Raw genomic sequence first — 25,262 nt, forward strand, 5'->3', positions numbered from 1 at the left:
ATTATGGCAAGCAGAGGCATTAACAAAGTTATTCTGGTCGGTAATCTGGGCCAGGACCCGGATGTGCGTTTCACGCCGGGCGGCAAAGCAGTTGCCAATCTGACCATCGCTACCTCTGAAAGCTGGAAAGATCAGCAAGGCCAGATGCAGGAAAAAACCGAATGGCACCGAGTGGTGATGTTTGGCAAATTGGCAGAGATCGCCGGTGAATACCTGAAAAAGGGTAGCCAGGTGTATATCGAAGGTAAATTGCAGACCCGCAAATGGCAGGATCAGCAAGGTCAGGACAAATACACCACGGAAATCGTATTGGATCCGTTTACTGGCGTGATGCAAATGCTGGGTGGTCGCAGTGGCGGTCAGTCAGAAGGTGGTTATCAGCAAAACCAGGGCGGTGGTTTCCAGAAGAATCAGGGTGGCTACCAACAAGGTGGTCAGCGTCCGGCACCTCAGCAGCAATATCAGCAGCGTCCGCAGCAGAATAATCCGGGTCAACAGGGTGGCTTTAATCAACAGAATCAAAATACGCCGCCAATGGCCGAGCCGGATTTCGATTTTGATGACGATATTCCGTTTTGAGAACGAACAATTTATTAATTGTTATAAATAGAAATCCCGCGAAAGCGGGATTTTTTATGCGGTTGTTATAACTGCAATTCTGATAACAATGCGGGTAGCCCCGCATTGTTAACTAAAGGAACCTGGCATTAAGGCTGAAGCACAGTGAAATTGTTGGCTTCAGCTATCACCTGCGTGCCATTACTAAAGGTAACCGTGCGTTGGGTCGCGCCAAAGTTATACACCACATAGGTCAACACGCCGTTTTTATTAAACGCCACGGCGGCAGGGTAGTCGGCGGTTAACGCACCGGTACCCATTGCCATCTGCCCCAATTTTTTGAAAGTGTGCAGCCAATGATAGGTATGGGCCTTGGTTTCCCCTGCTTCTGGCTCATAGGGTGAGGCAGACTCATAATCCTCAATGCTGCTGGTGGCATCGGTCATGGCCCAAATATTCCACCAAATATCACGCCATTGATCATTTACTAAGCCGGACGGGCGACCATTACTGGATTCATCCAAACCTAACGATACATAGTCTTGTAAATAGTCGGCATGCACCCCGATATGCAGATTTAATGCATTGGTCGGTAATCCCTGAATACCGAGAATGTGCGCATACGCACCGCTAAACCAGGTTGAGAATACTGCACCATCGCCCCATACAATTGAGGTGGTAATACCGTCATAACCCGCGGGGAAGTTATCGTTTTCGGCATCGCCGCCGCGATAGCCGTCAATATTGTTCCAATATTGCCAATAGGCCGCGGCTGTTGAGGCGTGTAAATAAAGTCCACGCTCGGTGATCGCGGTGTCACCGGTGATCAGCCCGAACAACACCATGGCGCCATACGCATTGGCCGCCTCGGACGTCGACTCATTGTTGTTGCCGCGCGCAAAATTGACGTTACCGGATGCCCATGAGAAACCATTAGTTGGATCAAAGTGGCGTAGATATGGAAACATGGGATCGTCACGATCGCCGGCATAATCTCTGATCAGTAATTTCACCATCTGGCCGTATTGGTCATCGCGACACCATGCGGGTTCGTTGCGGCAAATTTCCGCAGCTGCGCGCACAAAATAACCGTAATGGAAGTGGTGGTCATTGAGTTGCTGGTGTGCCGCAAAAGACTCCTCCATACCCAACAGGGTGTTCCAGGTGTCGTCGTAAGCAAAGTACTTATCCTCATCCAGATTGTCATTGGTTTGTGCGGTAAACCAATCTTCCAATTCGGCTTTTAACCAGGCTAACAACTGCTGCTTTTGGGTGGTTAAATTGAGTCCGTCGGCAATGGCAATTAACTCAGCAACTTTGCCGTAGTTTTTCCCTGCCCAATAAGTATCTTTGCGCGAGTTCCACTGGGAGCTGGGTATGGCGATAAATTCGTCGACCAGTGCCGTCAGGGCCGGCACATCCATGTCGTCGGTAAAGGTCGGTAATGCCGGTAAAATACCCACATTAGGTAGCTGATAAGTAAAGCTGCTTAGTGCGGCGAATTTGGTGATGCCGCGCGCGCTGCGGGTTTGATAGGCAGAAGCGTTTAACGTGGACGTGATATGTTTCCAGTGCAGCGGTTGCAAACCAGCTAAGGTGGTCACCGGTGAACCGTCTGCGTCCAGATAGCGCTGGGTAATGTCGACCGCCTGGGTTGTGTTGTCTACGCTGTAGTCCACCCTGACACTGGCGACTTTGTTGCGCGCATACTGCTCGAACAACTCAATCATTGCCTGCGCCGGATTACTCTGGGTTGGCAGCAGCGCAATGGTGTAAGACTTGGTGGCATTGCTAACACCGATGACGTTGCCATCCGGGTTACTGAAGCTGGTTGGTCCGTCGCCTGTAATCAGGTAGTAATTGGTATTGCCGGCAACGCTGGTCCAAATGCCCAGACTGCTATCACCGGTGAAAAATACGCCTTTTTCACCGCCGTTTTCACGCAGTGTTTTGAGTTGTAAATCTCCTTTGAATACGTCCACAAACACGTAGGGTGAGCCATGCACAAAGGTCGCATGCATGATGGCTTCGTTTTGTTGTTGCCATTCGACGGTGACGCTGCCGTCACTGTGCGCTGTGGCATAGGCTTGTAGTGCATTGTAGCCACTGTTCGCGATTGCAATACCGTCAAAAACCTCCGCGAATGGGTCGGGAATACGGTAGCCAAAGTCGATGCCATATACATTGAGCCCGCTGGGTATACCCATCATCCTAAAACCGGTATTGCTGATCCGGGCGGTGATGGGATCGGGAGTAATGTAACCGGCGCGGTTAGGATCGCCAATGGTCATTTCCCCGATAAATGATACGGAGCCCCACCAACGGTGGGCTGCCACGGGTTGTTGAGCCGCTTGTCCTACAACATGGGGTAAAAGTGGGGTTGGCTCACCTATGGGCTTACCCGTTGAGGTATCACAATCGGCAACGCCGGGAGCGACAACCCCGGCACTGTAAATCCAGTTACCGTAATCGTATACACAGCGATAGCTGGCAGGATTAATCGTATCGGAGTAACTTGCCGCTCCCAGTTGGGTAAGGGTGTAGTCAACATTGTTGGCGGGGGGCGTCGTCACGGCAATAGAAGATTCACCGCTATAGGTCGACTCAAAGCGCACGTTGTCGAGCCTGAACTGGTTGCCGTTGTGGGTGGTTGCCCAGATAACGATGCCAGTATTTACTTTTGTCAGATTCAGACCCGCCTGTTCAAGGGTGGCTAACGGTACCGTGATCTGTGTCCAGTTAGCATCCACGGCGAAAGTGATCTGCTGATCTCCCGATGTGCAAGGATAGCTACAATCGAGTTTCATGGTGTACAACCCATCGCCAGCAATGGTTTTAAGGTCAAACAACAACGCTCCATCACGGAAGCTGGTTGTATCTACCGGCGTGGAGGACTTTACAAAGAATCCTGCTAGCGAGCCGCTGCTGGCGTGCTGGATTTCGAGCACTTCGCCACGTTCACTGTCATTCACGGTTTGCCAACTGATACCCGGACACGCGGCACCACCGTCGTTATTGCACTCAGCGTAGCCAATTGCCTCATCAAATGCGTTTAACCCAGCATCCCAGGGAGCAACAGCCGCCCCTTGACTTAACACCATCAGATTGGTGGTCGCAGTGGCCTCTCTGACGTGTACGACTCGGCTGATGTTAGTGCTATTGCCGGCGGTATCGGTTGCCTCGTACTGCAATGTGTAACTGGCGACGGTTTGGGTATCCACGCTGCCGGAAATGATCACATTGACTGCACCATCAACGGTATCTTGTGCGGTTGCGCCCGCTTCGATGTATTCACTACCCAATTCAACCATCACGACAGGCTGGCCGAGCAACGTCACCGTCGGCGCGATAGTGTCGGCAACGATGACGGTGCGCTGCTGCGTGGCAGTATTTCCGGCGCTATCGCTGGCACTGTATGTCAGGGTATAGGTACCTGCAGCGCTGCCGACACTACCAGACACACTGACGGCCACGCTGCCATCGACATTGTCGCTAGCGGAAGCACCAGGGTCGCTAAACACCGTGCCTTGTTCGTGATTAAGCGTGGCAGCACCGGTTAGCGTGATGACAGGCGCAGTATTATCAGGCGCAGGTGTAGGAGATGGGGTAACGGGAGCTGAGTCACCGCCTCCACAGGCTGATAATAAAACAGAGGCACAACAAACCAAGAGCGGGTAACGCATAAGCATCCTTGAATATAAGTAATGTGGTGATGACACAGGGCGTTCAATTCGCTAATCATTGACATTACTACGTGCCAGAGATGCCACTGCCAAATAATGTAAGCGCTTACATTTGCTTTTTATAACCTCGCACAGTGTGTTGTCTAACGCAATGTAAATATTTTGTTATTTTGTCTTGGCGAGTTCTGAGCGGTTAATTGCCGTATCAGTCAACACAATGCACATTTATGTTGATTAACAGACGCAACACGTTAGTGACGAGTCACATTTGATGCAGGATTGGAATTGTTGGTAGTCGTAGCAACAAAAGCCGGTTACAGTGGAAAAAAACACCAATAACAACAATATGAAAAATTCCTCAAGTAGTTTCCCGTTACTGATGCTGCTGTGTTACCTGGCAGAGTTTATTTGGCTGGCTATCGACCCCTATGACAGAGCTGTATGGTGGGCAGAGAATATCCCGGTGATGATCCCTGTTGCGCTGCTAGTCCTGACGTATCATCGCTTTCGCTTCTCGAATCTTGCGTATTTTCTGATGACGTTTTTCTTTATGTTCCATACCTTTGGTGGGCATTACACCTTTGAACGTGCGCCATTTGATACCGTAAATGGCTTACTGCCCTATTTAAATATGGATTTTTTGTTTCCGGAAGGACGCAACAATTTCGATCGCGTCGGGCATTATTTGGTTGGCATTCTGGCCTATCCGTTAGCCGAGTTATTTCTGCGTAAGAAATGGGTGGCAAATGTTCCGACGGCAATTTTTCTGGGTATTGTCGCGTTAGGTTTCTGGGGAGCTATCTACGAAGTGATCGAGATGTATTACGCCATTGCGGAAGGCGGTGAGTCAGGCGCGGCGTTTTTAGGTTCTCAGGGCGACGTGTGGGATGCACAGAAAGATATGTTTCTGGACATTCTCGGTGCGTGTAGTGTGTTTATTGTGTTTGGATTTAGCTTAAGCAAATGGCGTCGCAACGGTTTCGACGATTATCGTTTGTAAAACATTGTTTTTTACACCTCAGCCCGCCGGCTATTCTGGTCTGGCGGGCACTCGTTTTGCTGCTTTAATAACCTTAAAAATTAACATTTCGTAAAAGTTGTAGTTGCTTTGTTAAGGTTGCGAACTTTTGTTTGAAGCCTTGTGTCACGCGGCGTAGACTGCGCAGCCTTATTTTTACAAGGTCAGCAAGTTGGCTAAATTTTGCTGGCCTAGCAGTTCATGACAGGTTGTAGTTTTCTCATGCGTATCAACAAACTTTCTTTGGCTGTTCTGACAGCCGTTACTTGCAGCTCACAGGTTTTCGCTGCTGGATTTCAAATTAACGAACATAGTGCCAATGGTTTAGGTCGTGCATTTGCAGGGCAGGCGGCAACACCTGAAAATGCGTCCGTGCTGGCAACCAACCCAGCCGCGATGACACAATTTAATCAGCGTCAAATCAGTGCCACCCTGAGTTATATCGATCCTGAACTGGATATCATCGGCGAAGTGACCACCACTATCGGTGCAACGCCTGTGACCTTGCCAGCGACGGAGCACAATGTGGCGGACGGCGCATTTGTACCTGCACTGTTCTACACCGCCCCTGTAAATGAGCAACTGAGCTGGGGTTTGGGTATCTTTGCTAATTACGGCCTTTCAACTGACTACAGTGAGCAGTTCAACGCATTGAACTTTGCCGACTATGCCTCAGTAAAAACCGTGACATTCAACCCAGCCATTGCTTATAAAATTTCACCGGAATTGAGCGTGGGCTTTGGTTTGAACGCGGTTTACGGCGAAGCAGAAATCAAAACCAGCGTGCCAGCCTATCTGAGCGCTGCAACAGGTGGTGCATTGCCAGCAAATGGCAAGATGCTGGCGTTGGCCGGCGACGACTGGGCGTATGGCTGGAATGCCGGGGTGTTTTATACACCAGCTGCGGGCACACATATCGCGTTGAGCTACCGTGGTAAAACAGATCTTAATTTGGCGGGCGATATCGAGTCTGACCTGGTGGCAGCACTTAATCAGGGTGGTCAGTTGACACTACCATTACCTGCCATTGCGGAGTTTGCCGTGGGTCAAGCGATCAACGACAAACTTTCAGTGCAGTTTAGCCTGACTCATACCCAGTGGAGTGCATTCAAACAACTGGAAGCCGAATTAGATTCTGGTCTGGTTGTACCGGTGAAAGAAGAAAACTTCGAGAGCACACTGCGCGGTGCATTGGGTGTTACCTATCAGTATTCTTCTGAGCTTACTCTGCGCGCCGGTTATGCCTACGATGATGGTGCAGTGTCGATTGAAAATCGTACCATCAGCATTCCAGACACGGATCGTCAGTGGTTCACTCTGGGCGCCAGTTACAAGCTGAGCAATGACGCCAGCATTGATTTTGCTTATGGCTACCTGCAAGGCCGTGAAGCAAAAGTTCATGAACAGCAGCAATTAAATGCATTTATTTCTAGTGAGTTGAATGCAATTCAGCACGCCGAAGCGCATGTGTTAAGCGTGCAGTATTCTCTGGCACTGTAAAGTTGGATATTTGCTAAAAAAAGGCCCCGAATTTTCGGGGCTTTTTTGTTAGTAATCAGTATGTTCTGTATACAAAGTCGGGCAGAAAAAGGCTGTTACAATTACGTGCATGGCAGATTGGTTAAGCAATAACCAAAAACTTACGCTTATCTCTTTTATTTATCGGTCATTACGGGAATAATGGTCTGATTATAAAGGATTAACCAGTGGATCATGATGCAGGTAGGCTGGGGCACACTACTAAAACGTTTTTTTAATCGTTCTTCGGGGAAACAACGGCTTGGCCTGGCGTTAACCGATCAGGGCGTGCATATCAGCGTATCCGAAAAATCTGCCGGGCAATGGCGCTGGGTCAAACAACATTTTATTGATGTTGCAGACTGGCCGCAGCAGCTACACCCGTGGGTGCAAAGTAATAACCTGCAATTTTGTCAGTGCAATCTGGTCTTGCCGGCCTCGAAATATCAAATCATGCAGGTCGAACGTCCAGCCGTAGAGGACAGCGAACTGGCTGCCGCATTGCAATGGACGGTAAAAGATATTCTCTCTACTCAGGAAGAACTCAAAATCGATTATTTTGAGTTGCCTGCACAACCCGCCGGCGCAAATAAAGTGTCTGTGGTCGTCGCCAGTCGTAAAGATATTCTCACCCTAGCCCGGGTGTTGCATCACGCTGAATTAATGCCGGATCAGATCACCATCGAGGAAACCGTGTTGTTGGATGCATCCGGTAAGGATAACGAAGCGGTCGTATCTTTGGTGCAACACGCAGGCAGTGAAGTGTGTCTTAGCATCTACAAGCAGGGCAAAATCTATTTTACCCGTCGCATTAAGGGTTATGAGTTGCTCTCGAGTCTGACCATAGACGAACTTAACAACGGTATGCTGGAGGCGTTGGCCACTGAGGTACAACGCTCGATGGATTATTTCGAATCTCAATTACATCAGGCCGGATTGCGCAAGGTCGTGTTGATGCTCGACTCAGATTTTCAGCCTGAAATCGCTGAAAACTTAAAAAATCTGCTGTTTATCGATGTGGTGAACTATGTGCCAGATATCGCCAAAGATGATGCGCTGGTGATGCGACACGCCTACATTACCAGCGTGGTTGCGTCGCAGCTTGGCGCATCCGTGAAAAGCGCAAAGAAGGTGGCCGCATGAAGTCATCCATCAATTTTTATACCGACGACTTAAAGCCACGCATCGAAATCATCACCCTGTCTTTCGTCCTGACGATGGCCATCGTCAGCGTGGCGTTGATGTTGGGGATCAGCTGGTGGGCTGCCAGCCATCATGAGACGGTAAAATCACAAGGGCAACAGCTAAGCGCTCAAAGGACCTCGCTGGAAAGCCAGATTAAGTCTTTGTCAGAAGCGTTGACCAGCCGCCGTCCCGAGCAAGCATTATTGATGGAAGTTGCCAGCGCAGAAAAAACGCTGCAAGACAATAAATTGCTCTTAGCCCGTCTGAATGATCGTAGTCGTCTGGCCAGCCATGACTATCCCAGCCTGATGCTGGATTTGGCCAAGGCGCATCACCAGGACGTTTGGCTGAGCCGCATTCTGGTAAATGGAGAACAAGTCTATTTGCAGGGCTCGGCAAGTGCCGCGGAGTCGGTACCAGAATGGATCGCGCAGTTAAGTGACGTGGCTTTTTTCCATGGTGTGGAGTTTGAGAGCGCGCAAATCAGTGAAAATGACCAACAGCAAGTCGACTTTGTGCTCGGCGCATTGCCAAAAGCCGGAGGACAGTAATGAGTCTGCTTGCTAAATACGAACAACGTTTTCGAGCATTGCAACCAAGAGAAAAACAGCTGCTATTGCTGGTGGCGGTGTTGGTCCCTCTGTTGGTCGGTTTTTTCCTGTTTATTGATCCGGATTTACAGGCTGCGGATAAGCTGACTAAGCAAAATCAAGCCACTCAACGCCAGATAAATGATATGCAAACGCAAGTGCAGGAGATCAAGCATCGTCTCAATGATGATCCTAATCTGCCGGTACGCCAGCGGTTGCAAGGTTTGAACGAGCAAATTAATGGTGTGCGTCAGGAATTGGCGGCCCATACCACTGCATTAGTGGATGCGCGGCAAATGCCAGCGATGTTGCGCCAGTTATTAGCGGCAACCGACAAAGTAGAGTTAGTCAGTCTGACTTCACTGGCGCCGATTAAAATTGATATTAATGAACAGCCTCAGCCGTCTGGTACGGCGCAAACCCCGGCTACGCAGAATCAGTCACAAGCAACCGGCATGGCACTATATCAACATGGCGTAAGATTAGTCTTACGTGGTCGCTATTTTGACGTACAGACCTATCTGCAACAGGTGCGCAATCTGGACTGGCATATTTACTGGCATAGATTTGATTATCAGGCTGATGATTATCCTCAAGGGCAGGTCAGCCTCGAGTTATACACCATCAGCACCAACGCATCGTTTATGGGGTTGTGATGAAAGCAACAATCTATCTATCAACACTGTGTCTGATGGTCAGTAGCATGGTCAGTGCAAAACAGACGCTGCCAGATCCGACTCAGCCGAAAGGCGCGGCACGCAGTGCGGCAAATAGCAGCGAGCAGGCAGATGCCTTTAATAATCTTAAGCTCACAGCCATTATGGATAATGGACAGCGTAAATCGGCCATTATTAACGGCCGGTTGATGCAGGTTGGACAGAAATTTAGTGGGTTTACCTTGCTAAAAATTGATGAGTCCAGCGTGCTGATGGGTAATGAACAGGAGCAAAGACGCTTTGCGTTATTCGGAAAAACTATCAAAAAAGAAGCATCCAATGATTTCTAGAGCGCTTTCGGCAGGATTGTTTATGGCGATGTTGACCAGCTGCCAGTCAACCTACACAGAAAAAGGTATGCGTCAGGCGGATGAGGCGATTACCGACGCCATCGCAAATCAACCACAGCAACCCGCGGCGGCGTTACCAGCCTTGCCTGCTGACGTTCTGCAAGCCTTGATGCCAGCGAATAATGGTAGTGATAGCGACCTGTATGGTGAACCACGTTACGACATTAGCGCTGAGAACGTTGAGGCCTCAGCATTTTTTGCCGGTTTAGTCGCGGATACGCCATACAGTGTTGCCATTCATCCCAATGTCAGTGGCAAGATCACGCTGGATTTAAAGCAGGTATCGCTGACGGAATTATTTTCGCTGGTGACGGATATTTATGGTTACGACATTCAGCGCAGCGGCACCGTTTACCGGATTTATCCTGCGGGCATGCGCACCGAAACCTTTACCGTTAACTATCTGTTGATGCAGCGAGACGGCTCCACCCGTTCGACTATCAGTTCGGGCGGTGTGTCGCAGGCACAAAATGGCAGTCAGGGCTCGCGCTCCAGTAATGGTCAGAATTTTGCCACCCAAAGTGCACTGGGCGGTACCGGCAGCAACCAGAATTCAGCCATGATGGGCGGCAATCAATCCGTCAATGGCACGAATATCACTACCCGCACCAACACTGACTTCTGGGCAGATTTGAAAGAAACCCTTGGGGCTTTAATTGGCCAGGGTGAAGGGCGCAGCGTGGTCGTTTCTCCTCAGGCGGGGTTAGTGACTGTACGTGCGATGCCAGAAGAATTACGTGCCATTCGTGAATATCTGAGTACCACTGAACAGCATGTGCAGCGTCAGGTTGTGCTGGAAGCGCGGATTATTGAAGTGGTATTGGATGATGAATTCCAGCAGGGCATTAACTGGCAACAAATCATGGGTAATATCAGCAGCACCAATTTCACCTTATCAACCGGTGGACAGGTAGCGGGTAATACCATCAGTGCGGCATTGGGCGGTATTACCAGTCTGAGCATTGTGAACCAGGACTTTTCCGGTGTGCTGCAGCTGCTGGATACACAAGGTAATGTGCAGGTACTGTCTAGCCCGCGGGTAACCGCCACAAATAACCAAAAAGCGGTATTTAAGGTGGGCGATGATGAATATTTTGTAACGGATATTTCCTCTCAGGTGACCTCTACTGCGACGGCCACGTCATCGGCACCCGATATTCAGTTAACGCCATTTTTCTCGGGTATTGCGTTGGATGTCACCCCACAGATCAATGAATCGGGTCAGGTGATGTTGCATGTGCATCCGTCGGTAATTGATACCCGCGAACAGGAAAAAGTGCTCAAGCTGAATGACGAGCAAATTGTGCTGCCACTGGCGCAGAGTAACATTCGTGAATCTGACACCGTGATTCGTGCCAACTCAGGTGAAATCGTGGTCATCGGTGGCCTGATGCAGACTATTATTCGCGACAGTGAGTCCCAGACGCCGTTACTGGGTGATATCCCAATTTTGGGGCACCTGTTCAAAAACAAAAAACAACAGGAATTGAAAAAGGAGCTGGTGATACTGATTAAACCTACCGTGGTTGGGCAGGACACCTGGCAGCAACAATTGCTGCAAACCCAGCGCAATATCAAAGACTGGAGCCGCGGCGGTTAATCCATGTATCTTTACCACTTCGGCATGCGTGAGTTGCCGTTTACGCTCACGCCAAATACCAGTTACTTTTACGGCCTGCCGAGTCATCAGCAGGCTTTACAGGTATTGCTGACCGCGCTGCAAACCGGCGAGGGGTTTATCAAAGTGACCGGTGAAGTGGGCACAGGTAAAACCCTGCTTTGTCGCAAGTTGCTCAATGAGTTGCCTGCGCATTTTGTTGCGGCCTATATTCCTAATCCCTATCTGTCCGCCAGTGAACTGCGTCGTGCGGTGGCCCATGAGCTGGGTATTGATAGCGCGGCGCTGGCTGATGATCAGTTGGTTACCCAACATATTCAGCAGCGTATTATTGAGCTCAACCAGCAAAATAAGGCCGTGGTGCTGATTGTGGATGAGGCTCAGGCGTTACCGCTGGAAAGTCTTGAGGCATTGCGGTTATTTACCAACCTGGAAACCGAATCGCGGAAATTATTGCAGGTTGTTTTGTTCGGTCAGCCAGAACTGGATGAGAAGTTGGCGCAGCGCAGTATTCGCCAATTAAAACAGCGTATTAGTTTTTCGTTCCAGTTAACTCACATGGATGAAGATCAGACCTTTCACTATGTAAAGCACCGCATAGAAGTGGCAGGCTTTCGTGGAGATGCGCCCTTTGACCGCGGGGCCTGTAAGTTGTTATTTAAAGCCAGTCAGGGTATCCCGCGTATTGTGAATGTGTTGTGCCATAAAGCACTGATGCTGGCCTACGGCGAAGGCAAAAATAAAGTTACCCGTTCTCACGTGCGTTTGGCGATTAAAGACACGGAAGCAGCACATCAGGCAAACAGCTATTGGCGTTTACTGGCTGCATTTGGCTTAGGTGCGTTGTTGATTGCCGGTGCCTGGACTATTTGGCACATGCGGGGTGGCTGGTGAGCGTCGTCAATAAAATGTTGCAGGATTTAGAAAACCGTCAGGCCGACCCGACCAGCAATGCGGTGTATGTTCCACCGGCGAAAAAATCATATCGTATATGGATTGCGATGCTGTTGTTGGTTGGCGCCAGTGCGGCTGTTTTTCTGTTTTGGATGCCGCCATCGGACGTGCCAATTCAGGCAGATTTGCCTGCAGATGAGAAGCTGCCTGCTACTCAACCGGTTGTGGCCAAACCGATGCAGGTCAGCAAACCGATGCAGGTCAGCAAACCGGCGGTTTCCGAGCCGCAAGCTCAGGGTACGCCAGATGTGCAGATGACAGGAGAGCCCGTCCAAAATGTTACTGAAACGGTGGCATCTTCAGTTGATACCGAGGCGTCAATCGATAGTGAAACGTCAGAGCCAATGGCGCAGCAAGACCCACCTGTGCATGCTTCTATTCTGGCACCGGTGAGAGAAGCGCGCGTCGAGCCCACACCGGAACCGAAAGCCAAAGTGGCAGTCAGCGCGGTAACACAGACAAGACAGTCAGAGACAGAGCGTTTAGAAAGCGAAATCCGGCTGGCTATGGCGGCTAATCAGCGAGATAAAGCGATTCAGTTACTGAGTCGCCTGGTTGCCATTGAACCTACCCACAATAAAGCGCGCATGCATCTTGCCGGGTTGTATGCTGACGCAGGACGCATTGATATGGCGGAAGCCTTGCTGCGAGAAGGCCTGATACAATCACCCACAGCGACGCCGCTGGCGTTGATGTTAAGCCGTTTGTATCTCGCTGCACAGCAACCACAACAAGCGTTAGACGTATTGCAGCCGGTTGTTGGCGATGTGGCCTATGAACAAGAACGGTTATTATTGCTGGCTGGTCTGGCACAACAGTTAAACCAATTTAATCTGGCGTTAGATAGTTATCGACAAGTCGTTCAGCTAGTGCCGGATAACGCGAAAGGTTGGATGGGGCTGGCAATTAGTGCAGAACGTCTGCAACAGCCACTCACCGCAGTAAGCGCCTATCGACAGGCTTTAGCCCTGAATCAATTAGCGCCATCGGTACAGGACTTTATCCGTGAACGACTTGCCGTATTGGGAGGGCAGTAGTTAATGCAACCCAAATTAAAAATGCGTCTGGGTGACTTGCTCGTCCACGAAAACGTCATTACCGAAGCACAGCTTCAGGATGCGTTGAATCGTCAAAAAACTAACGGACGTAAATTAGGTCAGTCTTTGGTTGAAATGGGCATCGTCAGTGAGCAGAAGTTACTGACCTTTTTGGCCCAGCAACTAAATGTGCCATTGATTGATTTAACCCAAATTCGTCTCGATCCCGATGTGGTGAAAAAGATCCCTGAAGTACAGGCACGTCGATTCCGCGCGCTGGCTATTCGGGAAGAAGAAAAGCATATCCTGGTAGGGATGAGTGACCCGGCGGACTTGGTGGCATTTGATGCCTTGTCCAACGTGTTGCCAAAACCTATCAAGTTGGCAGTAGTGCGTGAAGCACAACTGTTGCAGGCCTTTGATAATCAGTATCGCCGTACTGATGAAATTGAGTCATTCGCGCAGGAACTGGCTTCAGAGTATCAGGACTCACAGAACTTCGACTTTATGCAGGCCGCGACGGGGGAAGAAGACACCGCCGTTGCCCGTTTATTGCAATCGATTTTTGAAGATGCGGTGCAGATGAAAGCATCGGATATCCATATCGAGCCAGAAAAAGACGTGTTGCGCATTCGTCAGCGTGTGGACGGCGTATTGCAGGAAAATGTGATCCGTCAGGCCAATATCGCCTCCGCGTTGGTATTGCGCTTAAAGTTAATGTCCGGGTTGGATATTTCAGAAAAACGTTTGCCGCAGGATGGTCGCACTCAAGTCACTGTCAAAGGGCATACTGTCGACGTGCGTTTGTCGACCATGCCGATTCAGGGTGGCGAGTCGGTTGTTATGCGTCTGTTGGATCAGTCCGCCGGATTATTAACTCTCGAGCAAACCGGTATGCCACAGCATATGGTGGATCGTTACCGGATTCTGTTGCAGCGCCCGCACGGCATGATCCTGGTGACCGGGCCGACTGGCTCAGGTAAATCGACCACCTTGTATGCGTCCTTAGCCGAAATGAACAAGGCTAATGTGAAGATTATTACCGTGGAAGATCCGGTTGAGTACCGTCTGCCACGTATCAATCAGGTGCAGATTAACGACAAAATTGGTCTGCGCTTCTCTAATGTATTGCGCACCGCGCTGCGTCAGGATCCGGATGTGATCATGGTGGGTGAGATGCGGGATACAGAAACGGTCGAAATCGGCATGCGTGGTGCACTCACCGGTCATCTGGTTTTATCCACCTTGCACACCAACGATGCTATCAGCAGTGCGGTACGTTTATTGGATATGGGCGCACCGGGTTATCTGGTGGCCAGCTCATTGCGGGCAATTATCGCTCAGCGTCTGATTCGGCGTAACTGTGAGCAGTGTGCGACGGATTATCAGCCGTTACCGGAAGAGCGCTTCTGGCTGAGTAATATTGATCCTATGGCGGCGCAAATGCAGTTTAAACAGGGCCAGGGCTGTGATGCCTGTAACCTGACTGGTTACCGTGGTCGTGTTGGGGTATTTGAGTTACTGGAGATGACAGAGTCGATGATGGAGGCTTTGAAAAACAGTGACAACAACCGCTTTACCAACGAGGCCGAAAAAGCCCCTAACTACCGGCCATTAGCGCATATGGCGTTGGAATATGCCGCCCAGGGCATCACCAGTGTAGGCGAGGTTTTGCGACTCGTAGAAACGGTTGCCGATGTGCAATCGGTGAAATCGGCGCCAGCGATTCAGGCACCCGCGGAGGCGGCTTTGCATGCCCCGGCACCAGAAACATCGTCTAATCCTGAGGGACAAGCGTCTCAAAGTGGGCCGAACTGGGGGCTGGAATAAACTATGGCGGTCTTTACTTACAGTGCGCGCAGCCAAAGTGGTGAATTGACCACCGGGCAGCTGGATGCCACGGATAAGCAAAGTGCCGCCGAACAGTTGCGCCGGCGTTCGCTAATTCCAATTCGTATCGATGAGTCATTAGCGGTTCAGTCTGTAGGTTTAAATCCGTCATTGTTATTGGGGTTACGTCGGGTTTCACTTGATGAGCTGGCTATGTTTTCGCGCCAGATGTATTCGCTTATCCGCTCTGGCATTCCTATTTTGCGCGCCATCAGCGGCTTGGCCGATTCCACTCACAGCCGAAAGTTACGTGAAGTACTGCTGGATTTATCCGATCAACTGGAGCGTGGCCGAACCTTGTCCACCGCCATGAACCAGCATAGTGATGTGTTTAGCTCATTGTTTGTCAGTATCGTACACGTGGGCGAGAACACCGGCCGTTTGGATGCAGTGTTTTTACAACTGTCGGAATATCTGGAGCGCGAGCAGGAAACGCGCCGACAAATCAAAGCGGCGACCCGTTACCCCGTGATAGTAATCGGCTTTATCGTGGTTGCTATGTTTATTCTGAATATTTTCGTCGTGCCGCAGTTTAGTAATATGTTTGCTAAGTTCGGTGCGGAATTGCCGCTGATGACAAGGATCCTGATAGGTACCTCTAATTTTTTCGTCAATTATTGGTATGTACTGATTTTGGGCATAGGTTTAGCGATTTATTTGTTTTTACGACGGATTAATAGTGAGTCTGGGCGGGTCATCTGGGACAAACGCAAACTAAAATTCCCGATTATGGGCACCATCATTGAGCGCGCTACGCTGGCCCGTTTCGCCCGCAGTTTTGGCATGATGCTCAATGCCGGCGTACCCATGACCATCGCACTTAATCTGGTCGCCGAGGCCGTCGGTAACAAATACATTGCACAGCAATTGGTAGCCATGCGTCGTAACATAGAAAAAGGCGATAGTTTGCTGCGCGCATCCAATAATAGCGGTCTGTTTACTCCGTTAATCCTGCAAATGGTTGCGGTAGGGGAAGAAACTGGTCAGGTAGATACCCTGCTTACCGAAGTCGCGCAGTTTTATGAGCGCGAAGTAGATTATGATGTGAAAAATGTGACAGCCAAGATTGAACCGATTTTACTCGTGGTCGTGGCCGGTATGGTGTTAGTGCTGGCGTTGGGGATATTTACCCCAATGTGGGATATGGCTACAGCCATTAAAGGGTAATGGATGAGAAGTAGCGAAGCCTCTGAATTTAAATTACGCAACCAACTGATGAATCTGTTGGTGGTAGTGCTGGTTTTTGGTCTGATGGCCAGCGGCATTTGGTATTTTTATGATAATGAGCCGGATTATCAGCGCCAAACACTGCGCTTATATGCTTCTACCTATGCCAATAATGTCCAGCAGGCAAATGCGCTGTGGCAGGTAGAAGGTAAACCACCTCGTGTATTATTGGTGCAGTATGATAAAGACATGCGTGTTACTGACCGATTTCCGGTGGCGATGAATCATTTAGGCTGGCCATCCGCGGACGAGAGCAATGAAGGCTGTGAAAAGTTATGGCGAGGCCTGGTTGGTGAGCCGGCGCAGGTCGACTCATTCAGAGTTAAAGCCACCTATGTAGATGGATTGCAATCTGACAATGATAAACGACTGTCTGCATGTCGTTATCGATTATCCACTGGCCCGTATTTCGAATATTTTCCATTTACGGGTCGGTTAAAGACTGACAAATTATAAAACTGATAGATCCTCAGAGGGGAAATTATGAAGTCGCACAATCAACAGGGATTTACGCTGATCGAGATGGTTATTGTGGTCGCGCTATTAGGCATTTTGGCCGCAGTTGCGTTGCCGCGCATGTTGAATGTTACCGAACAGGCTGAGGATGCCACGGTAGAAGGCGTTATGGGTGGATTCGCTACCGGCGTTGGCTTGGTGCGTGCGCAATGGGAAGTGGATGGCCGCCCGGCACAGAATGTTGCCGCCGGGATTACAATGATCGAAATTGATGGGGTACAGGTCGGAGTCGACCAAAACACCGGCTATCCCACCGGGATTGCTCAGGGCAGTACTGAAGATACCGCGATGGATGCTGCAGATTGTCAGGCGATTTTCAGTCTGATTATGCAAAGTGCACCGACTATTTCTGCTAGTTGGGCAGACAAACCGTTTAATGATTATCGATATTTTACCCGGGTTAATCAGGGCGCCGCGTCCGGCGGTAATGATCTTTGTTATTACTATTTAACCCGCACCGTGAAAAATAATACCCAAGAGCCAGTAGACAATAGTGCAGGAAATGGTTTTTACTATGACCCAAGAATTGGTCAGGTATTTTTCTTTAGCAATAATTAATTAAAATCAACAAGATAGACTGATCAACAAATTTAAAAATCCAAGAGGTGGGAAAATGCAACAACAAAAAGGTTTTACCTTAATTGAATTAATTGTGGTAATCGTGATTTTAGGCATTCTTGCGGTTACTGCGGCACCGCGTTTTATTGATGTCCAATCAGATGCGCGCGCGTCTACTGTGCAGGCCTTAAAAGGTGCGATTCAAAGTGCGGGTCAGATGGTTTATGCCAAAGCTGCGCTGGCTAACCAGCAAAACGAAGCGCCAGGTAGCGTTACTATCAATGGTGCCTCGGTTTCAACTACCTATGGGTATTTGTCAGGTAATCAGGCTGCTTCAGCACTTGCTCCGGTTTTAGATGTGGCGGACTGGCAAGTGATTAACAACGGCGATGATAGCAATGTGACAACCAGTCAGATTGGTTTTGCACCGTTGAACACAACACCAGACTTTACAATCACTGCTGCAGATGGCGCTAGCTGCCATGTGCTCTACGCTGCTGCAGCAAATAGCAATTCGTCACCGACCTTTACAGTTGTGACTGGCGGCTGCTAAGGCCAAAGCATGAAAAAGAGCCCGTTTCATACGGGCTTTTTTGATTCAGACCTATGCAAAATGCACCTCATCATTCATTACGAAGCGCAGGGTTTACCCTGCTAGAGCTCGTGGTGGTGATGCTGATTGTGGGGATCTTAGCCATCGGCGCTGCCGCACGCTTTCAGGATAAAGATGGCTTTAGCGAAGTCGCGCTGCAAAAACGCATGCTGTCGGCATTGCGTGCCGTTCAGCAGCAGGCGATGCAAAATACCCTGAATAACCCCTGCTATTTGTTTGTGTTTGACAATACAAATGGTCAGTTCGGGCCGGCCAATCCTAATACCTGCAGTACTTCTGTAGACTTTACTCAGCCCGCTTATTTGCGTACTGAAGCCGGCGAATTGCAGGCCGAAGGGATTAGCCTGAGTGTCATCGACAATGGCAGTGGCAGCATTACCGCCGTGCGTTTCAATCAATTAGGTCAGCCGGTGCAGGCCGATGGCAATGCGCGAATTTGCAGCGCTTTTTGTACGGTTAATTTAACCGGTGAGTCTACCCAGCAGGTTTGTATCGAATCCGAGGGATTTGTGCATACGGGAGTGTGTGGTGGATAAGCAAGGCGGGATCTCACTGATTGAACTGATTATCGGCATGGTAGTGTTTGCTATCGCTATGGTGATCATTGTAAGTTTTCTCGCCCCGCAGGCACCGCGTAGTCTCGAACCCATTTATCAGATCCGTGCCACTGAACTGGCCAAATCTATGCTGAACGAAATTACCGCTAAGGCGTTTGACGAGCACTCCGACCGTATTGGCGGTAAAACCCGCTGTAGTCAGGGCGCCGGCCCGTCATGCTCTGCGCCCGCTGAGCTAGGACCCGATGCGGGAGAGTCGCGCGATCGTTTCGATGATGTGGATGATTATCATGGCCTGAGTGAATTGGCTGACTCACGGGATAATTCTTTGTCGGCCCTGTATCAGGGCTATGTTATTCAGGTTGCCGTGGTTTATGACGCGGATCTGGATGGCGTGGCGGACGCTGTTATCGGTGATAAAAAATTGATTGTGGTGAATGTGCAAACCCCCGGTGGCGATAACATCGAATTTGCCAGTTACCGGAGTAACTACTGATGCGTGGTCGCGGCTTTACCCTGATTGAGCTGATTGTGGTAATTGTGCTTCTTGGCATCGTGGGGCTGGCGTCGACCAGTTTGATTCGTTTCGGGGCGCTGATTTTCACCGACATCGCCAATCGCGATGAGATTTTATCCTCCAGCCGTTTTGTGATTGAGCGATTAAACCGGGAATTGCGTGAAGCGCTGCCCAATAGTGTGCGGGAAACCAATACCGGTGCTATTCAGTGTCTGGAATATATTCCTGTGGTAGCGAGCAGTTATTATTCAGCAATCCCGGAAACGGGGCGAAGTGGCAGCCAGGTGAAAGCGATTCCACCCGATGGGTATAGTTTCACCAATGGGCAATCGCTGGTGGTGTATCCATCGGTGAAAAATGCACAACTGGATGTTTATCAGGATAATGCCAATAAACGCCATCTGATTGACAGTTTTAGCCAAGGAGCTACAGGTGAACTGGCTACGTTTACACTAACCAGCAATACCACGTACGCCCAGTCATCACCGGCGCGTCGCTTGTATATCGTGAACCAGCCAGTTAGCTATTGTGTAATTGGTGGTAAATTATATCGTTACAGTCAGTACGGTTATTACGCGACACAGCAAACGATAGGTATGGGCGCCGGGGTGTTAATGGCTGACATTTTGACCAATGATCTCTCAGTAGCGCTGGAACAACCTTTCAGTGTGACCCAGGCAACATTGACGCGTAATGCCTATGTCACGCTGTATTTAAAATTTGGCATTAACGATGGTGAGTTGGTATTTAACAATGAGGTTCACGTCGCCAATGCGCCCTGATTTACCTACTCAACAAACGCAAGCAGGGAATATGCTGGTGATGGCCGTGTTTGTCATTCTGGTGATGACGATGTTGAGCCTCGCGATCGTGAATATTTTGTCGTCCGCATCACAAAGTGTTATCTATGAAGTGCTTGGTCTGCGAGCCCAACACGTTGCACGCAGTAGCCTGGAGACGCATCTGGCGCAGGTATTCAGAGCGGATGGTACATTGGATATTGCTGCCTGTGACGCACCGCTAAATCTGGACTTTTCTGCTTCCACGATAGTTAGTGTGCAAGGATGTGTTGCACAGTCCAGTTGTCGCTCTCAGGTCTATACCTCTGGTGATGGGGTAGTGACACATCTAATGTTTAATAGCGACGGGCAATGTACAAGTGGTAATACCGTTGCCAGTCGCAGTATTGCAGTTGATGCGGTGGAAAGGTGATGATGCGTTATTTCAGCCTGATTGTTGTGTTTTTTCTGGTGATGCCAGTCTGGGCGGCCACGCCGGTCACCTATTATCAGTTTGAACACAGTAACGCGATCGGCACCAATGAAGTGATTGATTCGTCATCGTTTAATTATCCCGGCAATGGATTAGGCCGGATTGGTACCGCCACAGACGAAAGTGGTGTGGCGTGTCGCGCGCTTGTCATTCCTGACAATAGCAGTAGTAGCGTTTCCACGGCGGCAGTCGATACTAAGCGCACGCCCAGTCAGTTGGGAACACGCGGGACTATTTCATTTTGGTACAAGGCGGATGATGCGTGGTACAGCACGAGTCCGCGCACGCTTTTTGATGCCAGCACTATTACCGGTGGTAATAGCAGAAACAAATATCGTGGCTTCTTCATGACGTTGACCTATGGGCAATTGGTGTTTTATGTCGATGACCATCAAGGGCGTTATTTATATGAAGTCAGTAATCAATATAATTTTACTGATCAGTGGGTATACATCACCGCGCAGTGGGATTTACCGAATAAAGATCTGAAAATTTATATTAATGGCGTCAACGTGAGTACCGTCCAGAACAGGGATACGGGTTATGAATCGCTGTTGGATACTTACCTGAATACCTTATATGTGGGTGACACAAGGGCAACCGCCTATGGTGGTAATATCCAGTCTCAACGTTCTGCCGCCGGGCGGTTTGATGAGTTTCGTGTCTATAACAAGCTGTTAAGCAGCACCGAAATCCAAACTGATTACGCTGCAAGACCAAGTTGCAGCAGCCCCGCTATTGACAAAATTTGGCATGATTTTGAACAAGAATCTTTGTCTGGCGCGGGGTCCATTCTGGACATCCTTGCACCAGCGCAGAATGCCGATCCACTCGGTACGACCCGTACAGTATTTCCTACTAATCAGGTGTCATGTCTGGCACTAGAAGTCCCCTATAACGACAATACTGCGGTATTAAGTGGCGCTGATTTGGCTGTGGGGCCGGGGGATATTGGTGGCCAAGGGACACTATCATTCTGGTATCGCAATAACGAGGTTTGGGCTAACGGCAAACAAACCATGTTGGTAGATGCCAGTACGTCGTCTGTTTATTTTCTGGTGTGGGTAGACGGCGACGGCAGGTTGCAATTGTATTACAAAGACGCATCCGGCCGCGTTATGCACCGACAAACCGTCGAGCAATATATTGTGACGGTAGGCACATGGGTGCATGTCGCGATCAGCTGGGATCTGATCGGGCTGACTTTCGATGTTACATTGCAGGGGGTTACCCGCAGCACCAGCAGTGTCACCACAAATTCGGCGTTAAGTACTGCAATGGACAGCACCGCCACGTTTCGTTTGGGTGATGAGCGTATCGGTTTAGTCTACAGCGGGCAGGGGTTTACTTCGGCAGACGGTTATTTTGACGAGGTGCGTGTCTATCCTTACATCCAGTCAAATAGTGCGATAAACACGGATATGCAGGCGGTCAATACCTGTCAGCGCACGACGCAATTTTTTGAATTCGAGCAAACCAGTTGGGTCGGTTCTGATGATGTACTGGACTCATCAGGCAACGACCTGCATGGTGATAATGTTTCCTCGCTGGTGTATCCAGCCTTCCCCGATGTACAAAAATCATGTCGTGCGATGACGGTGACCAATAACAATACCTTTGCGTCCAAGGCGGCCATAGATACGCAGGTAGATATGAACCTGGTAGGGGATAACGGCACGATATCGTTCTGGTACAGAGCGAATCAGAATTGGACCAGCGGGGTGGCACGCACGCTATTTGATGCCTCAACTTACAACTCCTCGGATGTACTTTATAACCGCTTTTTCTTTCTTGCCATCAACACCAATGGTGGGTTGCAAATGGCGATGGAAGATGCGGATGACTGGGATTTAATGGAGACGACGGTTCAGCAGAATTTTGCTGCCGGCGAATGGGTACACATCGCCGTTACCTGGGATGTGGATGCTCAGGATATCGATTTCTTTATTAATGGCATCGAAGTGGCGACCACCCGCTATGTTCAGGCGGATTTCGGTCCTAGCTTGGGCGATATGAATACTTTATATGTGGGTGATAGCCGCAGTGAGTACATACTTGCAGATAGTGCCCACAGTCATCAGTCCGCCGATGGCCAGATAGATAATCTGCGTATATATAGCTACGTGCAACAGGCGACCGACATCAATACAGATATGGCGGATAATGAACTATGCTCGGGCATAGCTGCATTCTACCAGTTTGAGCAGGACGCCTGGGCTGGCAATCTGACGGTATTGGATTCAGGGCCAGACAACCGCCACGGTGACCAGGTTGGCTCAATTTCACCTGAATACACGTCGCCGCAGAAGTCTTGTAAGGCCATGTATGTTCCAGCAAATACCGCTTCGCGCGATCGATATTTGTTAGATACTAACGTGTTGGGCAGTGCGATCGGGTCTCAAGGCTCGGTCACCTTCTGGTACAAGAGTAATGAAGCCTGGTTAGCCACAGGCAGAGACAAGACGCTGGTGGACGCTGCGGTTTATAACACCAATGACAGGTTCTTGTTGCAACTGACACAGTTAGGCCAGTTGCGTTTATCCATTTCGGATTCCAATCACAACACCCGTGTTTTGACGACAGTCAATGCCAATCCGCTGGTTGAGAACTCCTGGTCGCATATTGGCATGACATGGGATATGACCAACGGTGCATTCCAAATCGTGCAGGATGGCGTAGCCTTGGCTTTGACCGACAATGGCGTCGTGCTGGGGAATGCCTTACCTCAGTTAGGTGTGTTGGCGATTGGCGATAACTTCAACTCGTTCAGTTATGCCCCTAACTCCGCCGACGGTTACTTTGATGATGTGCGAATCTATTATTACGCCCAGACCGCGGCGCAGATGCAAAGTGATATGGATGACACCTCCCCGTGTGATTATGTTGACCACTATGAACTGGCATTTGCTTCCAGCGCATTAACCTGTGCTGCTCAGCCGATTAATCTTAAAGCCTGTATGGATCAGGACTGTAATGCTTTGTTTGATGGCAGTACTACCGTTGCGTTGAATAACAGTGCAGGCAGCTTATCTGCCACGACTGTTACCTTTTCCCAATCTGCTGACATCAATCTTCGCTCTACTCAAACAGGCGTGGTTACGCTGGGTAAGACGTCGGCCAGTCCCGAGGCTCCATTACAATGCAAGGTAGATGGAACGCTCGCAGCATGTGAGCTTACTTTCGCGGATGGTGGATTGACTGTTTCCTGGTTAAGCGCCACACCGACCGCGATTCCGGATCAGTTGTCACAGCAAAATATCGGTCAGAATATAGTGGTCAGCGCGCCAGTGGGCTGCGCGGCGGACTTATCCGGCCAGACGCTGGAACTGGCATTCGATTGTGCCAATCCCGCCAGTTGTAATGCCGACATGGGGTTGCTCAATGGTACGGTGCTAAGTGATCCATCCGCCTATGTGGCAACGCCGTGGACGTTCGATAATACCGGCCAGGTGATTATTCCCGCTGATGCGCTGCGTTATGATGACGCCGGACTTATTGCGCTTAACGTACGCAGTGCCGACCAAAGTGCGCAGGGCAGCAGTAATCAATTTGTGGCAATCCCACAACTAACCCTGATCGCGAGTCAGCCGGCATTGCCAACAGCCGGTGTTGACTATCCGTTAACGATTCAGGCGGTTGGCCAGTTAGGCAATATCACCCCCAACTACCAACCGGGTAGCTTACAGATGTTACTCACGAAGCAAGTGCCCGGCGATGGCGCGGGGCAAAATGGTTTGTTGGTGTTTACTAATCAATCAAGTGCTGTGACTACAGGGTTTACCACCCAAAACTCCGTAGCTACCAGCCCGGTTTCATTCAATACCGCTTTAGCGGACTTTAATGCCGGTGTCAGTCAGAATCTGGTGGCGGGCTACTCAGAGGTGGGCAACATCGCGCTTGCATTCAGTGATGCCAATTATTTTGGTGCAGAGGTGGCAGCGCGCGAAACCACGTTGCTGGGGCGCTATATTCCGGCCTATTTTTCCATCACGGACAATGATCCACAGTTAGCCCATGCCAGTGGAACATTTAGCTATATTGGCCAGCCACTTAGCTTTAGTGATGATCCCTTACTCACTTTCATTCCCCGCAATGCGCTGGGCGTTGAGACCCAAAATTACATTGGCAACCTGATGCGCTTAGCAACACCGGGTAGTTTGGCTGAGTCCGATATCCAATTCAGTGATAGCTCAGGTTACAGTGGCTTGACCAGTGTGGATGAAGGGGTGTGGCAACTAAGTAGCAGTGGTGATACCGCGATGCAGTTACAAGGGAGCTCCGTAACCTTCGTTAAGTCTGTCAGTGCTACGGCACCGTTTGATGCCAATATTAACCTGCTGTTTGCTGCCAGCATTCTCACTGATCAGGATGGCGTGTGTTATCAGATCAGCTATCCACAAGCCTGCCAGCCATATAGCATCAATAACATTGGTGGAACCCAGCTGTATTACGGTCAGTTGGTGTTGGAAAACGCTTACGGCCCGGAAAACGAAGACTTACCCATGTTGTTGCAAACCCGCTATCTGGATACAAACGGAAACTGGGTGCTCAATACGCTGGATAGTTACACCTATTACTCTGCCTCTAATCTGTCAGTGACGTACTCAGAGTTTGCCCCCAATCCTGGCTATGCTGGCAATGGTATTGTCAGTGGTGGCGAAGTAACGGATAACGCGCAGGCGATTATCTTCAGTGCACCGGGGGTAGGCGTCACCGGGCGGATGGAAGTGAAGATGTCGCAACCGGATTACCTGTTTATCGACCTCAATGGTGATGGACAAATTGACGCGCTGGATGCACCGGTGGCGTCGATTAACTTCGGTTTGTTCCGTGGCAACGATCGCATTATCCACTGGCGTGAAAACAACGGTAATTAAGTTGGTAT

21 protein-coding genes are annotated in these 25,262 nt (G+C 49.8%); 20 read left to right on the plus strand and 1 reads right to left on the minus strand.

The genetic code is table 11. From position 1 onward, the window contains the following. The first annotated feature begins 3 nt into the window (after positions 1-3). On the plus strand, positions 4-579 hold the full coding sequence (ssb, locus tag TK45_RS09670) for a single-stranded DNA-binding protein (RefSeq protein WP_131258449.1): 576 nt from the start codon (positions 4-6) through the stop codon (positions 577-579). A 128-nt stretch (positions 580-707) separates the two neighbouring features. On the opposite strand, the gene TK45_RS09675 is transcribed toward ssb, so the two are convergent. Continuing rightward, the gene (locus TK45_RS09675) at positions 708-4,241 is read right to left on the minus strand and encodes a glycosyl hydrolase (RefSeq protein WP_131258450.1); all 3,534 of its coding nucleotides are present in this window, start codon (positions 4,239-4,241) and stop codon (positions 708-710) included. A 346-nt stretch (positions 4,242-4,587) separates the two neighbouring features. On the opposite strand from TK45_RS09675, the gene TK45_RS09680 reads away from it, so the two are divergent. The 19 genes from TK45_RS09680 (at position 4,588) to TK45_RS09770 (ending at position 25,254) form a co-directional block, all read left to right on the plus strand. Further along, a complete protein-coding gene (locus TK45_RS09680) occupies positions 4,588-5,241 on the plus strand; it encodes a DUF2238 domain-containing protein (RefSeq protein ID WP_131258451.1) in 654 nt (217 codons plus the stop codon). Positions 5,242-5,481: 240 nt separating this feature from the next. Beyond that, positions 5,482-6,759: an OmpP1/FadL family transporter gene (locus tag TK45_RS09685; protein ID WP_254426584.1), complete on the plus strand. Its 1,278-nt coding sequence runs from the start codon at positions 5,482-5,484 to the stop codon at positions 6,757-6,759. A gap of 213 nt (positions 6,760-6,972) precedes the next feature. Beyond that, positions 6,973-7,920 (plus strand): MSHA biogenesis protein MshI, encoded by a 948-nt coding sequence (locus tag TK45_RS09690; protein WP_131258453.1) that lies wholly within the window; start codon positions 6,973-6,975, stop codon positions 7,918-7,920. Next, positions 7,917-8,513: a PilN domain-containing protein gene (locus TK45_RS09695; protein ID WP_131258454.1), complete on the plus strand. Its 597-nt coding sequence runs from the start codon at positions 7,917-7,919 to the stop codon at positions 8,511-8,513. The genes TK45_RS09690 and TK45_RS09695 overlap by 4 nt, the downstream gene beginning before the upstream one ends. Then, positions 8,513-9,208 (plus strand): type II secretion system protein GspM, encoded by a 696-nt coding sequence (gene gspM / locus TK45_RS09700; protein ID WP_131258455.1) that lies wholly within the window; start codon positions 8,513-8,515, stop codon positions 9,206-9,208. The genes TK45_RS09695 and gspM overlap by 1 nt, the downstream gene beginning before the upstream one ends. Continuing rightward, on the plus strand, positions 9,208-9,558 hold the full coding sequence (locus TK45_RS09705) for a hypothetical protein (protein WP_131258456.1): 351 nt from the start codon (positions 9,208-9,210) through the stop codon (positions 9,556-9,558). Before gspM ends, TK45_RS09705 begins: the two co-directional genes overlap by 1 nt. Continuing rightward, entirely contained in the window at positions 9,548-11,218 is a 1,671-nt protein-coding gene (mshL, locus tag TK45_RS09710; RefSeq protein WP_131258457.1) for a pilus (MSHA type) biogenesis protein MshL, read from the plus strand. Before TK45_RS09705 ends, mshL begins: the two co-directional genes overlap by 11 nt. 3 nt (positions 11,219-11,221) lie before the next feature. Then, entirely contained in the window at positions 11,222-12,130 is a 909-nt protein-coding gene (locus tag TK45_RS09715) for an ExeA family protein (protein ID WP_131258458.1), read from the plus strand. Next, positions 12,127-13,227 carry a lipopolysaccharide assembly protein LapB gene (locus TK45_RS09720; protein ID WP_131258459.1) on the plus strand — a complete coding sequence of 367 codons (1,101 nt, stop codon included), beginning with the start codon at positions 12,127-12,129 and terminating at the stop codon, positions 13,225-13,227. Before TK45_RS09715 ends, TK45_RS09720 begins: the two co-directional genes overlap by 4 nt. A gap of 3 nt (positions 13,228-13,230) precedes the next feature. Beyond that, a complete protein-coding gene (locus tag TK45_RS09725; protein ID WP_131258460.1) occupies positions 13,231-15,057 on the plus strand; it encodes a GspE/PulE family protein in 1,827 nt (608 codons plus the stop codon). A 3-nt stretch (positions 15,058-15,060) separates the two neighbouring features. Next, entirely contained in the window at positions 15,061-16,284 is a 1,224-nt protein-coding gene (locus tag TK45_RS09730; RefSeq protein ID WP_131258461.1) for a type II secretion system F family protein, read from the plus strand. Positions 16,285-16,287: 3 nt separating this feature from the next. After that, positions 16,288-16,800: a hypothetical protein gene (locus TK45_RS09735; protein ID WP_131258462.1), complete on the plus strand. Its 513-nt coding sequence runs from the start codon at positions 16,288-16,290 to the stop codon at positions 16,798-16,800. 27 nt (positions 16,801-16,827) lie between these two features. Next, the gene (locus tag TK45_RS09740) at positions 16,828-17,418 is read left to right on the plus strand and encodes a type II secretion system protein (RefSeq protein WP_131258463.1); all 591 of its coding nucleotides are present in this window, start codon (positions 16,828-16,830) and stop codon (positions 17,416-17,418) included. 55 nt (positions 17,419-17,473) lie between these two features. Then, entirely contained in the window at positions 17,474-17,971 is a 498-nt protein-coding gene (locus TK45_RS09745; protein WP_131258464.1) for a type II secretion system protein, read from the plus strand. A 53-nt stretch (positions 17,972-18,024) separates the two neighbouring features. Continuing rightward, positions 18,025-18,567, plus strand: coding sequence for a type II secretion system protein (locus TK45_RS09750; RefSeq protein WP_131258465.1), 543 nt, complete (start codon positions 18,025-18,027; stop codon positions 18,565-18,567). Further along, positions 18,560-19,084 (plus strand): prepilin-type N-terminal cleavage/methylation domain-containing protein, encoded by a 525-nt coding sequence (locus tag TK45_RS09755; protein WP_254426586.1) that lies wholly within the window; start codon positions 18,560-18,562, stop codon positions 19,082-19,084. Before TK45_RS09750 ends, TK45_RS09755 begins: the two co-directional genes overlap by 8 nt. Further along, positions 19,084-19,887, plus strand: coding sequence for a PilW family protein (locus TK45_RS09760; protein ID WP_131258466.1), 804 nt, complete (start codon positions 19,084-19,086; stop codon positions 19,885-19,887). Before TK45_RS09755 ends, TK45_RS09760 begins: the two co-directional genes overlap by 1 nt. After that, a complete protein-coding gene (locus tag TK45_RS09765) occupies positions 19,877-20,317 on the plus strand; it encodes a hypothetical protein (RefSeq protein WP_131258467.1) in 441 nt (146 codons plus the stop codon). Before TK45_RS09760 ends, TK45_RS09765 begins: the two co-directional genes overlap by 11 nt. After that, positions 20,317-25,254, plus strand: coding sequence for a DUF6701 domain-containing protein (locus TK45_RS09770; protein WP_131258468.1), 4,938 nt, complete (start codon positions 20,317-20,319; stop codon positions 25,252-25,254). Before TK45_RS09765 ends, TK45_RS09770 begins: the two co-directional genes overlap by 1 nt. Positions 25,255-25,262: the final 8 nt, after the last annotated feature.

The organism is Bowmanella sp. JS7-9 (assembly GCF_004329715.1).
In the GTDB taxonomy this organism is placed as follows: Bacteria; Pseudomonadota; Gammaproteobacteria; order Enterobacterales; family Alteromonadaceae; genus Pseudobowmanella; species Pseudobowmanella zhangzhouensis.

Excerpts from the sequence above, each read along its gene's own strand:
- ssb (WP_131258449.1), top strand. The coding sequence starts at position 4 with ATGGCAAGCAGAGGCATTAACAAAGTTATTCTGGTCGGTAATCTGGGC.
- TK45_RS09675 (WP_131258450.1), bottom strand. The coding sequence starts at position 4,241 with ATGCGTTACCCGCTCTTGGTTTGTTGTGCCTCTGTTTTATTATCAGCC.
- TK45_RS09680 (WP_131258451.1), top strand. The coding sequence starts at position 4,588 with ATGAAAAATTCCTCAAGTAGTTTCCCGTTACTGATGCTGCTGTGTTAC.
- TK45_RS09685 (WP_254426584.1), top strand. The coding sequence starts at position 5,482 with ATGCGTATCAACAAACTTTCTTTGGCTGTTCTGACAGCCGTTACTTGC.
- TK45_RS09690 (WP_131258453.1), top strand. The coding sequence starts at position 6,973 with ATGATGCAGGTAGGCTGGGGCACACTACTAAAACGTTTTTTTAATCGT.
- TK45_RS09695 (WP_131258454.1), top strand. The coding sequence starts at position 7,917 with ATGAAGTCATCCATCAATTTTTATACCGACGACTTAAAGCCACGCATC.
- gspM (WP_131258455.1), top strand. The coding sequence starts at position 8,513 with ATGAGTCTGCTTGCTAAATACGAACAACGTTTTCGAGCATTGCAACCA.
- TK45_RS09705 (WP_131258456.1), top strand. The coding sequence starts at position 9,208 with ATGAAAGCAACAATCTATCTATCAACACTGTGTCTGATGGTCAGTAGC.
- mshL (WP_131258457.1), top strand. The coding sequence starts at position 9,548 with ATGATTTCTAGAGCGCTTTCGGCAGGATTGTTTATGGCGATGTTGACC.
- TK45_RS09715 (WP_131258458.1), top strand. The coding sequence starts at position 11,222 with ATGTATCTTTACCACTTCGGCATGCGTGAGTTGCCGTTTACGCTCACG.
- TK45_RS09725 (WP_131258460.1), top strand. The coding sequence starts at position 13,231 with ATGCAACCCAAATTAAAAATGCGTCTGGGTGACTTGCTCGTCCACGAA.
- TK45_RS09730 (WP_131258461.1), top strand. The coding sequence starts at position 15,061 with ATGGCGGTCTTTACTTACAGTGCGCGCAGCCAAAGTGGTGAATTGACC.
- TK45_RS09735 (WP_131258462.1), top strand. The coding sequence starts at position 16,288 with ATGAGAAGTAGCGAAGCCTCTGAATTTAAATTACGCAACCAACTGATG.
- TK45_RS09740 (WP_131258463.1), top strand. The coding sequence starts at position 16,828 with ATGAAGTCGCACAATCAACAGGGATTTACGCTGATCGAGATGGTTATT.
- TK45_RS09745 (WP_131258464.1), top strand. The coding sequence starts at position 17,474 with ATGCAACAACAAAAAGGTTTTACCTTAATTGAATTAATTGTGGTAATC.
- TK45_RS09750 (WP_131258465.1), top strand. The coding sequence starts at position 18,025 with ATGCAAAATGCACCTCATCATTCATTACGAAGCGCAGGGTTTACCCTG.
- TK45_RS09760 (WP_131258466.1), top strand. The coding sequence starts at position 19,084 with ATGCGTGGTCGCGGCTTTACCCTGATTGAGCTGATTGTGGTAATTGTG.
- TK45_RS09765 (WP_131258467.1), top strand. The coding sequence starts at position 19,877 with ATGCGCCCTGATTTACCTACTCAACAAACGCAAGCAGGGAATATGCTG.
- TK45_RS09770 (WP_131258468.1), top strand. The coding sequence starts at position 20,317 with ATGATGCGTTATTTCAGCCTGATTGTTGTGTTTTTTCTGGTGATGCCA.